Consider the following 12,715-nt stretch of genomic DNA (forward strand, 5'->3'; position numbering starts at 1 on the left):
ACCGTCGACACGGCCTGCTCGTCGTCGCTGGTCGCCCTGCACTACGCGGCCCAGTCGCTGCGCCAGGGCGAATGCTCCATGGCCCTCGTCGGCGGCGTCAGCGTGATGGCCGGACCGGGCGTCTTCGTCGAGTTCTCGCGGCAGCGCGGGCTCGCGTCCGACGGCCGGGTGAAGGCCTTCGCGGCCGCCGCCGACGGTACGGGCTGGGGCGAGGGCGTCGGCATGCTGCTCGTGGAGAAGCTGTCCGATGCCCGCCGCAACGGCCACCAGGTCCTGGCGGTCGTCCGCGGCAGCGCGGTGAACCAGGACGGTGCGTCGAACGGTCTGACCGCGCCGAACGGGCCGTCCCAGCAGCGGGTGATCCGCCAGGCCCTGGCCTCGGCCGGACTGTCCACCGCCGATGTGGACGTCGTCGAGGCACACGGCACCGGCACCACCCTCGGCGACCCGATCGAGGCCCAGGCGCTCCTCGCGACCTACGGCCAGGGCCGCCCGTCCGGCGAGCCGCTCTGGCTGGGCTCGGTGAAGTCCAACATCGGCCACACGCAGGCCGCGGCCGGTGTCGCCGGGGTCATCAAGATGGTCATGGCCATGCGTGAAGGCGTGATGCCGAGGACCCTGCACGTCGACGAGCCCACCCCGCACGTCGACTGGTCCACCGGTGAGGTCCGGCTGCTGACCGAGACCCGGGCCTGGGCGTCCGAAGGCCCCCGCCGGGCGGCGGTCTCCGCCTTCGGCGTGAGCGGTACGAACGCCCACGCGGTCCTGGAGCAGGCCCCCGCCGACGAGCCGGAGCAGCCGGAGCGGCCGCGGGACGACACGGCACGGGCCCTCACGGCCGTACCCGTCCTCGTCTCCGGCCATGACGCCACCGCCCTGCGGGCCCAGGCCACCCGGCTCCGGACCCACCTCGACACCCCCGCCGCCACCGGCCGGAGCCTTGCCGACCTGGCGTTCTCCGCGGCCACCGGCCGGGCCGTACTCGACCACCGCGCCGTGGTGGTCGCCGCCGACCGCGCCGAACTCGCGGCCGGACTCGAAGCGCTCGCCGAAGGCCGTTCCGCGGCCGGGGTCGTGAGCGGTACGGCCGAAGCCGGCCGGCGTACGGCGTTCCTGTTCAGCGGACAGGGCAGCCAGCGCCTCGGCATGGGCCGGGAGCTGTACGACGCGTTCCCCGTGTACGCCGACGCGTTCGACGCCGTCTGCGCATATCTGGACGCCGAACTGGAGCGCCCGCTCGCCGACGTCGTCTTCGGCGAGGACGCCGGACTGCTGAACCGTACGGTGTACACCCAGGCCGCGCTGTTCGCCGTCGAGGTCGCGCTCTACCGCCTCGTCGAGTCGTGGGGCGTCCGCCCCGGCCATCTCGCCGGGCACTCCGTGGGCGAGATCGCGGCCGCGCATGCGGCCGGGGTGCTGTCCCTGGCGGACGCCTGCACCCTGGTCGCGGCCCGCGGCAGGCTGATGGAAGCCCTGCCCGAGGGCGGCGCGATGGTCGCCGTCGAGGCCTCGGAAGAGGACGTACGCCCGCTCCTGCTCGACGGAGTCGACATCGCCGCCGTCAACGGGCCCCGCGCGGTGGTCCTCTCCGGCGACGAGGACACCGTCCTGGTCGTCGCCGAGCGGTGGAAGAACAAGCGGCTGAAGGTCAGCCACGCCTTCCACTCGCACCTCATGGACCCGATGCTGGCCGAGTTCCGCACGGTCGCCGAGAAGCTCTCGTACGAGCCCGCCCGGGTCCCGGTCGCCGGCCAGCCCGCCCGGGTCGACGCCGAGTACTGGGTGAACCATGTCCGGGACGCGGTCCGCTTCCACGACGCCCTGGAGCAGCTCCGTACCGAAGGCGTCACGACGTTCCTGGAGATCGGCCCCGACGGCATCCTCGCCGCCCTGGCCGACGGCGGCGTACCCCTGCTGCGCCGCAACCGCCCGGAGACGGAGTCCGCGCTCACCGCGCTGGCCCGCCTCCACACCACCGGCACCCCCGTCGACTGGGCCGCCCTGTTCGCGGGCACCGGCGCCCACCGCACCGACCTGCCCACCTACGCCTTCCAGGGCGAGCGCTACTGGCTCACCGCGGGACCGGCACCCGCCGCGGACAGCGGGGACGGGCACTTCTGGGACACCGTCGACCGCGGGGATATCGCCTCCCTCGCGGAGGTCCTGGACATCGAGCAGAACGCGCCGCTCAGCGCTGTCCTGCCCGCCCTCGCCGGCTGGCACCGCAAGCGCGGCGCGCACACCACCGCCGACTCCTGGCGCTACCAGATCGACTGGACGCCCCTGGCCGACACGGACGTCCCGGTCCTGCCCGGCGTCTGGCTGGTCGCCGGCGCGGACGACACCGCGGCCGCGCTCACCGAGGCCCTCACCGGCCGGGGCGCCACCGTGGTCGCCCTGGAGACCACCGACACCGACCGGGTCCAGCTCACCGAGAGGATCGTCAAGGCCCTGGCCGGACTGCCCGCCCCCAGCGGTGTGCTGTCGACCCTCGCCCTGGACGAGCGGGAACACCCCCTGGGCTCCGCCGGGTTCGCCGCCACCACCACCCTCACCCAGGCCCTCGGCGACGCCGCGGTCGACGCCCCGCTGTGGCTGCTGACCTCCGGCGCCGTCGCCACCGGCCGCGCCGACCGGCCCGTCAGCCCCGCCCAGGCCCTCGCCTGGGGCTTCGGCCGGGTCGTCGGCCTGGAGCACCCGAGGCGCTGGGGCGGTCTGATCGACCTGCCCGCCGCGCCCGACGAGCGCACCTGGCACCGGGTCCTCGCGGCCGTCACCCGTGACGACCACGAGAACGAGATCGCGCTCCGGCCGTCGGGCGGCTTCGCCCGCAGGCTGGTCCACGCGCCCGGCGACGAACCGCGCCGCCGCTGGACCCCGCGCGGAACCGTCCTGGTCACCGGCGGCACCGGCGCCCTCGGCTCCCGGGTCGCCCGCTGGCTGATCGAAGGCGGCGCCGAACGCGTCGTCCTCACCAGCCGCCGCGGCGCGGACGCGCCGGGCGCGGCCGGGCTGCTGGCCGACCTCGGACCGGCGGCCTCCGTCGCGGCCTGCGATATGACCGACCGGGACGCCGTCGCCGCCCTGCTGGACTCGCTGCCCGGACTGACCGCGGTCGTCCACGCTGCGGGCGCGGGACAGGCGGCCCCGCTCGCCGACACCACGCCCGCCGATATCGCGGCGGTCCTCGCCGCCAAGGTCACCGGCGCCGCGCTCCTCGACGAACTCCTCGGGGAGCGGGAGCGGGAACAGGGCCGGGAACTGGACGCGTTCGTGCTGTTCTCGTCCATCGCCGGAGTGTGGGGCAGCGGCGGACAGTCCGCGTACGCCGCGGCCAACGCCTACCTCGACGCGCTCGCCCAGCGCCGCCGCGCCGCCGGTCTCCCGGCGACCGCCGTGGCCTGGGGCCCGTGGGGCGAGGGCGGTATGGCCGACGCGGGCGCCGCCGAACTGGCCCGCCGCGGACTCCCGGTCATCGCGCCCGAGCTGGCGCTGACCGCACTCCAGCGGGCGCTGGACCGCGGCGACACCACGGTCACCGTCGCCGACGTCGACTGGGCCCGCTTCGCCCCCGCCTACACCGCCGCCCGGCCGCGGCCGCTCCTCGACGAGGTCGCGCCCCCGGCCGCCGCACCGGAACCGGAGACGGCGGGCGGCGCGGACGCCCTGCGGGAGCGGATCGCCGGACTGTCCGACGTCGAGCGCGGCCGGGAACTGCTGGACCTGGTCCGCACCGAAGCGGCGGCCGTACTCGGCCACGACTCGGCGGACCGGGTCGAACCGGGCCGCGGCTTCCTGGAGTCGGGCTTCGACTCGCTGACCGCCGTCGAGCTGCGGAACCGGCTCGGCACGGCCACCGGGCTGAAGCTGCCCACCACGCTCGTCTTCGACTGCCCTACACCCACCGAGCTGTCCCGCTTCCTCCAGGCCGAACTGGTCCCGGACACCGGGGCGGTGGTCGCCGGGGAAGTCGACCGGCTCGCCGCGGCGATGGCCGCGGCGACCGACGAGGAGCGGGCCGGGACCGTCGACAGGCTGCGGAGGCTGCTCGTGCAGTGGGGCGACGAGACGACCACGGACCGGAAGATCGAGGACGCCTCGGCGGACGACATCTTCGACATCATCCACAACGAGTTCGGAAAGACACAGTGACGCGAGTCGGGGGAGCTGGCACAGGTGGCAGAGGTGACGGAGCGGTGAAGAACGAAGAGAAGCTGCTCGACCATCTCAAGTGGATGACCGTCGAGCTTCGGCAGGCACGGCAGCGCGTCGCCGAACTGGAGGACAAGGAGCACGACCCGATCGCGGTCGTCGGCATGAGCTGCCGCTACCCCGGTGGCGTCCGCTCGCCCGAGGACCTGTGGCGGCTCGTCGCCGACGGCACCGACGCGATCGGCGGTTTCCCCGCCGACCGGGGCTGGGACACCGAGGACCTGTTCGGCGCCGAGCACGGGACCGCGGGCAGGAGCCACACCCGGGAAGGGGGCTTCCTCCAGGAGGTCGCCGACTTCGACGCGGCCCTCTTCGGGATCTCCCCGCGCGAGGCCCTCGCCATGGACCCCCAGCAGCGGCTGCTCCTGGAGACCACCTGGGAGGCGTTCGAACGCGGCGGAATCGCCCCCGACTCGCTGCGCGGCAGCCGCACCGGTGTCTTCGTCGGCACCAACAGCCAGGACTACGCCGCCCTGCTGGTGGCCTCCGGCGCGGGCCAGGAGGGCTATCTGGCGACCGGTAACGCCGCCAGCGTCATCTCCGGCCGGCTCTCCTACACCCTCGGTCTCGAAGGCCCCGCGGTCACCGTCGACACGGCCTGCTCGTCGTCGCTGGTGGCCCTGCACCTCGCCGTCCAGGCGCTCCGCAAGGGCGAGTGCGGACTCGCGCTCGCCGGCGGTGTGACCGTGATGTCGAGCCCCGGCGCGTTCCTGGAGTTCTCCCGCCAGGGCGCCCTGGCCGCCGACGGCCGCTGCAAGACCTTCGCCGCCGCGGCCGACGGCACCGGCTGGGGCGAAGGCGTCGGACTGCTCCTGCTGGAGCGGCTCTCCGACGCCCGCCGCAACGGCCACCCGGTCCTCGCCGTCGTCCGCGGCTCCGCCGTCAACCAGGACGGCGCCTCCAGCGGGCTGACCGCCCCCAACGGCCCCGCCCAGCAGCGGGTCATCCGCCAAGCCCTGGACGACGCCCGGCTCACCCCCGACCAGGTGGACGCCGTCGAGGCGCACGGCACCGGCACCGTACTCGGCGACCCCATCGAGGCACAGGCCCTGCTCACCGCCTACGGCCGGGGCCGCTCCGGGGACCGGCCGCTCTGGCTGGGCTCGGTGAAGTCGAACATCGGCCACACCCAGTCCGCTTCGGGTGTCGCCGGGGTCATCAAGATGGTCATGGCGATGCGGCACGGCGTGCTGCCCAGGACGCTCCATGTCGACACGCCCACCCCGCACGTCGACTGGACCGCCGGCGCCGTCGAACTGCTCACCGAGGCCCGGGACTGGACGGCGGACGGCCCGCGCCGGGCCGGTGTGTCGTCCTTCGGCATGAGCGGCACCAACGCCCACACCATCCTCGAAGAGGCCCCCGCGCCCTCCCCGGAAAACACCGACGGCACCGAAGGCATCGACGGCACGGGTGACGCCCCGGCGGCGACCCGCCCCGCGGGCCCCCTGCCGCTGCCGGTCTCGGCCCGTACCGCCCAGGCCCTCCGCGCCCAGGCCGCCCGGCTCGCCGACCACCTCGAAACCGGCCGGCCCGCCGTCGCCGACCTCGCGCACTCGCTCGCCACGGGCCGCGCGACGCTCGACCACCGGGCCGTGGTCGTCGCCGACGACCACACCACCCTCGCCGAGAGCCTGCGCGCCCTCGCCGACGGCCGCTCCGCCGCCCGCGTCGTCACCGGCACCCCCGCCCCCGGGCGGCTGGCGTTCCTGTTCAGCGGCCAGGGCAGCCAGCGACTGGGGACGGGCCGGGAGCTGTACGACACGTACCCCGTGTACGCGGAGGCGTTCGACGCCGTCTGCGCCCGCTTCGAACTCCCCGTCAAGGACGTCCTCTTCGGCGAGGAAGCGGCTGTTCTGGAGCGTACGGAGTACACCCAGGCCGCGCTGTTCGCGGTCGAGGTGGCGCTGTACCGGCTCGTCGAGTCGTGGGGCATCCGCCCCGACCGGCTCGCCGGGCATTCGGTGGGTGAGATCGCGGCCGCGCATGTCGCCGGGGTGCTGTCCCTGGCGGACGCGTGCACGCTGGTTGCCGCGCGCGGCCGGCTGATGGGCGCGCTGCCGGAGGGCGGCGCGATGGTCGCCGTCGAAGCCTCCGAGGAGGACGTACGCCCGCTCCTGACCGATGGTGTCGACATCGCCGCGGTCAACGGGCCGAAGGCAGTCGTCCTCTCCGGCGACGAGGACGCCGTACTCGCGCTCGCCTCGCGGTGGAAGAACAAGCGCCTCCGCGTCAGCCACGCCTTCCACTCGCACCGCATGGACCCGATGCTGGCCGAGTTCCGCACGGTCGCGGAATCCCTGTCGTACGAGCCCGCCCGGATCCCGGTCGCCGGTCAGCCCGAGCGGGTGGACGCCGAGTACTGGGTGAACCATGTCCGGAACGCCGTCCGCTTCCTCGACACCATGCGCCTCCTCGCGGACGCGGGCGTCACCACCTATCTGGAGATCGGCCCCGGCGGCGTCCTGACCGCCGCCGGACAGAACTGCGTGACCGAGGACGCCGCGTTCCTCCCCGCCCTCCGCACCGGCCGCCCCGAGACCGAGGCCCTCCAGCTCGCCGTCGCCGGACTCCACGTCCGCGGTACGTCCCCCGACTGGACCGCCGTTCTCGCCGGGACCGGCGCCCGCCGGATCGACCTGCCCACCTACGCCTTCCAGCGCGACCGCTACTGGCCCGACACGACCACCGTCCCCGACACCGGCCGGACCGGGACCGGCGGCGGCGCGGAGGACACCGACTTCTGGGACGCCGTCGAACGCGGCGACCTCGAACGGCTCACCCTCGGCCTCGACGGACACACCGCCGACGACCTCGCCCCCGCCCTGCCCGTACTCACCGCCTGGCGACGCCGGCGCCGCGAGGAGTCCGCCCTCGACTCCCTGCGCTACCGCACCACCTGGCAGCCGCTCGCCGCCCCGGCCACCGGCACGGATCCCGGCACCCTCGGCGGAACCTGGCTCATCGTCTCCGACCGGCCCTGCGAGCCGTACGCGGCGGCCCTCACCGCCCACGGCGCCCGGGTCGTCGTCACCGACGGAACCGGCCCCCTGCCGCAGCTCGGCGACCTCGCCGGAATCCTCTCCCTGCTGGCCCTCGACGACAGCGCCGACCCCACCCACCCGGTCCTGCCGCGCGGCCTCGCCGCCACCCTCGACCTGGTCCGCGCCGAACCCGCCGCCCCCGTCTGGACGGTGACCTCCGGAGCCGTGTCCATCGGCCGCTCCGACCCGCTGCGCGCCCCCGCGCAGACCGCGGCCTGGGGCTACGGCCGGGTCGTCGCCCTGGAACACCCGGAGCGCTGGGGCGGTCTGATCGACCTGCCAGAGAACCCCGACGACCGCGCCCTCACAGCCCTTGCCGCCGCCCTCACGGGCACCGAGGACCAGGTGGCCGTACGTGCCTCGGGCAGCTACGCCCGCCGCCTCGTCCGGGACCGCGACAGCGGCCCCGAGGAGCCCTGGACCCCGCGCGGCACCGTCCTGGTCACCGGCGGCACCGGCGCCCTCGGCACCGCCGTCACCCGCTGGCTGCTGGAGTCCGGCGCCGAACACGTCGTCCTGCTCAGCCGAAGCGGCGTTACGGCGGAGACCGACCCGAGGATCACCGCGGTCGCCTGCGATATGGCCGACCGCCCGGCCCTCGCCGCCGCGCTCGACGGCATCACCGGCCTGACCGCCGTCGTCCACGCCGCGGGCGTCGGCGACGCCGCCCCCGTCCAGGACACCGACGCCGCCCAGGCGGCCACCGTCTTCGCCGCCAAGGCGGGCGGCGCGGCCGCCCTCCACGAACTCCTCGGCGACCGCGACCTGGACGCCTTCGTCCTCTTCTCGTCCATCTCGGGTGTCTGGGGCAGCGGCGGCCTTGCCGCCTACTCCGCCGCCAACGCCTACCTCGACGGACTCGCGGAGCACCGCCGCGCCCACGGCCTGGCCGCCACCGCCCTCGCCTGGGGCCCCTGGGCCGAGGCCGGGATGGCCGCCGACACCGGCGCCGAAGCCGAACTCGCCCGCCGCGGGCTGCGCTCCCTGCCGCCCGCCCTGGCGATCGGCGCCCTCCAGCGCGCCGCCGTCGGCGACCGGGCCTGCCTGACGATCGCCGATGTCGACTGGGCCCGGTTCGCCCCGGCGTTCGCCGCCGCCCGGCCCAGCCCCCTCATCGGCGACCTGCCCGAGGTCCGGACCGCCCTCGCCGGCGAGACCGCGGCCGGGACCCCGGCCATGGACCGCTGGAACCTGCCGCGCGCCGAACTGGTCCTCAAACTCGAAGACCTGGTCCGCACCGAGGCCGCCGCGGTACTCGGCTTCGCCGGGGCCGAGGCGATCGAACCCGGCCGCGCCTTCCGCGACCTCGGCTTCGACTCGCTGACCGCGGTCGAGCTGCGGAACCGGCTCACCGAGGAGACCGGCCTCAAGCTCCCCGCCGCCCTCGTCTTCGACCACCCGACCGTCGCCGCCCTGACCGGACACCTGGTGGACCGGCTCGCGGGCGCGGAGACCGCCGACCCGGGCTCGGTGCTGCCTTCGGTGGTGTCGGTGGACGACGATCCGGTGGTGATTGTCGGTATGAGCTGCCGGTATCCGGGTGGTGTGGGTTCGCCTGAGGAGCTGTGGGATCTGGTTGTTTCGGGTGGGGATGCGGTGGGTGGTTTTCCGTCGGATCGTGGCTGGGATCTGGGGGCGTTGTTTGCGGGTGGTGGTTCGGGTACGTCGACGGCTCGTGGTGGTGGGTTCCTGGCGGGTGCGGGGGAGTTCGACCCGTTGTTCTTCGGTATTTCGCCGCGTGAGGCGTTGGCGATGGATCCGCAGCAGCGGTTGTTGCTGGAGGCTTCGTGGGAGGTGTTTGAGCGGGCGGGTATTGACCCGGTGTCGGTGCGTGGCAGTCGTACGGGTGTGTTCGTGGGTACGAATGGTGCGGATTACGGTGCGGTGCTGGTGAACTCGGCGGAGGCTGCCGAGGGGCATCTCGCGACGGGTAACGCGGCCAGTGTCGTTTCCGGCCGGCTGTCGTACACGTTCGGTCTCGAAGGCCCGGCGGTCACGGTCGACACGGCCTGCTCGTCGTCGCTGGTGGCGTTGCATCTGGCGGTGCAGGCGCTGCGTCAGGGTGAGTGCACGCTCGCGCTTGCGGGTGGTGTGACGGTGATGGCGACTCCTGGCACGTTTATCGAGTTCTCGCGGCAGCGGGGGCTTGCGGAGGACGGCCGGTGCAAGGCATTCGCGGCCGCAGCGGACGGCACCGGCTGGGGCGAAGGTGTGGGTGTGGTGCTCGTCGAGCGCCTCTCCGACGCGCGCCGCAACGGCCATCAGGTGCTCGCGGTCGTCCGCGGAAGCGCCGTGAACCAGGACGGTGCGTCCAACGGCCTCACCGCGCCCAATGGGCTGGCCCAGCAGCGGGTGATCCGCCAGGCGCTGGCGTCAGGTGGACTGACATCGGCGGATGTCGATGTGGTCGAGGCGCATGGCACCGGCACCGTCCTGGGCGACCCGATCGAAGCGCAGGCGGTGCTGGCGACCTACGGCCAGGACCGGCCGGACGACCGGCCGCTCCGGCTGGGTTCGCTGAAGTCGAACATCGGCCACACGCAGTCGGCTTCCGGTGTCGGCGGTGTCATCAAGATGGTGATGGCGCTGCGGCACGGAGTCATGCCCCAGACCCTGCACGTGGACGAGCCGACACCGCACGTCGACTGGACGGCCGGCGCCGTGGAACTCCTCACCGAGGCCCGCGCCTGGGAATCGGACCGTACCCGCCGGGCCGGTGTCTCCTCGTTCGGAATGAGCGGCACCAACGCCCACATCATCCTGGAGCAGGCCCCCGAGCTGGAGTCGGAGCCGGTGGTGGCCCGGGTGGTGCTGCCGGTGGTTCCGGTGGTGGTGTCGGCGGGTTCGGCGGAGGGCCTGCGGGCCCAGGCGTCGAAGTTGCTGGAGCTGGCGGGCTCGGATGCGGGTTCCGGTGCCGGGCTGCTGGATGTGGGCTTCTCGCTGGGGACGACGCGGTCGGCGCTGGAGCACCGTGCGGTGCTGGCGGTGTCGGACCGGGCGGAGCTGGTGACGGAGCTGACGGCGCTGGCCGAAGGCCGCTCCACCGCGGTGCGCGGCACGGCCGGGCAAGGGCGGCTGGCGTTCCTGTTCAGTGGCCAGGGCAGTCAGCGCATCGGTATGGGCCGGGAGCTGTACGAGACGTTCCCGGTCTATGCGGAGGCGTTCGACGAGATCTGTGCCCATCTGGACACGGAACTCGACCGGCCCTTGGCGGATGTGGTGTTCGGCGATGATGCCGAGCTGCTGAACCGTACGGCGTTCACGCAGGCCGCGTTGTTCGCGGTCGAGGTGGCGCTGTTCCGCCTGGTGGAGTCCTGGGGTGTGCGTCCCGACTATCTCGCCGGGCATTCGGTGGGTGAGATCGCGGCCGCGCAGGTGGCCGGGGTGTTCTCGCTGGCGGACGCCTGCACGCTGGTCGCGGCGCGCGGGCGGCTGATGGGCGCCCTGCCGGAGGGCGGCGCGATGGTCGCCGTCGAAGCCTCGGAAGACGACGTACGCCCGCTGCTGACCGCTGGTGTCGACATCGCCGCAGTTAACGGCCCCCGCTCCGTGGTCCTCTCCGGCGACGAGGACGCCGTACTCGCGCTCGCGTCGCAGTGGAAGAACAAGCGTCTTCGCGTCAGCCACGCCTTCCACTCGCACCTGATGGACCCGATGCTGGCCGAGTTCCGGGCCGTCGCCGAGGGGCTCTCGTACGAGCGCGCCACAATCCCTGTGGCGGGCCTGCCCGCCCGGGTCGACGCCGAGTACTGGGTGAACCACGTCCGGGACGCGGTCCGCTTCCACGACGCCGTGGAGAACCTGCGTACCGAGGGTGTGACGTCCTTCCTGGAGATTGGCCCGGACGGGATCCTGTCCGCCCTCGCCGAAGGCGTCCCGCTGCTCCGCCGCGACCGGCCCGAGACGGAGTCCGCGCTCACCGCGCTGGCCCGCCTCCACACCACCGGTACCCCCGTCGACTGGGCCGCGTTCTTCGCGGGCACCGGCGCCCGCCGGATCGACCTGCCGACGTATGCCTTCCAGCGTGCGCAGTACTGGCCCGAGATCGCCCCGGCCGCCGGGGAGGACGATGACTCCCGCTTCTGGAACGCCCTGGACAGCGGCGCTCTCCAGCTCGACGACACCGCCCTCGCCACGGTTGCCGAGTGGCGCCGGAACGACCGTACGGAGTCGTCACTGACGTCCCTGCGCTACCGGACGCACTGGAAGCCGCTGACCGGACTGCCCGCGCCCGCGCTCACCGGCGAATGGGTCGTCCTCGGCATCGACGAGACGATCGCCCAGGCCCTGCGCGACCACGGCGCGACGGTTCGCACCGGCTTCGAAGGCACCGGGGACGTCCAAGGCGTTCTCTCGGCGGGCGGAGTGGCCGAGACCCTCGCCGCCGTCCGGGCCGGCAGCGACGCCCCGCTGTGGTGCCTGACTCATGGCGCCGTGTCCGTCGGCCGCTCCGACCAGGTGACCGCACCCGACCAGACCGCAGTCTGGGGTCTGGGCCGGGTCGCCGGACTTGAACACCCCGAGCGCTGGGGCGGCCTCGTCGACCTGCCCGAGAACCCCGACGCCCGGATCCTGGCGCGTCTGGTGAGTGTGCTCGGAGGCGAAGAGGATCAGGTCGCCGTGCGTGCCTCGGGCGTCTACGGGCGCAGGCTGGGCCGCGCCCCCCGGACCGGTTCCGGCGCGGGCTGGGAGCCCCGCGGCACCGTACTTGTCACCGGCGGCACCGGTGCCCTCGGCACCGAGACGGCCCACCGGCTGCTGGAGTCCGGCGCCGAGCGGATCGTCCTGCTGAGCCGCAGTGGTGTTACGGCGGAGACCGACCCGAGGATCACCGCGGTGGCGGGCGACGTCACCGACCGGGACACCATGGCCGGACTCGTCGACTCGCTGCCGGAGCTGACCGCTGTGGTCCACGCGGCCGGAGTCACCCGGGACGCGCTGCTCGCCGACCTCACTGACGGGGAGCTGGCCGAGACCATGGCCGCCAAGGTGACCGGCGCCGCCGTCCTCGACGAGGTCCTCGGCGACCGGGAGCTGGACGCCTTTGTGCTGTACGCGTCCATCGCGGGTGTCTGGGGCAGCGGCGCGGGCGGCGCCTACTCCGCCGCCAACGCCTACCTCGACGGTCTCGCGGAGTACCGCCGGGCCCGTGGGCTGACCGCGACGTCGATCGCCTGGGGCCCGTGGGCGGGCGCCGGAATGGCCGCCGACGCCACCGGGGACTCGCTCCACAAGCGAGGACTCACCGCGCTGACCCCCGCCGTCGCCCTGACGGCGCTCCTGCACGCCGTCGGCGACCAGGAGACCTGCCTGACCGTCGCGGATGTCGACTGGGCGCGGTTCGCTCCGGCGTTTGCGGCTGCTCGCCCCCGGCCGTTGATTGGGGATCTTCCGGAGGTGCGGGAGGTTCTGTTGGTTGGGGAGGGTGTGTCGGCTGGGGTTGGTGGTGGGTTGGCGGT

2 protein-coding genes are annotated in these 12,715 nt (G+C 74.0%); both read left to right on the plus strand.

The window, feature by feature from the left end; genetic code table 11:
• Positions 1-4,152: type I polyketide synthase (locus ACWDR0_RS32860; protein WP_456355483.1), on the plus strand; the 4,152-nt coding region annotated here is incomplete at its 5' end.
• Between the two features lie 44 nt (positions 4,153-4,196).
• A partial coding sequence (locus ACWDR0_RS32865; RefSeq protein WP_456355484.1) for a type I polyketide synthase occupies positions 4,197-12,715 on the plus strand: 8,519 nt, incomplete at its 3' end.

Source organism: Streptomyces sp. NPDC003691, assembly GCF_053981115.1.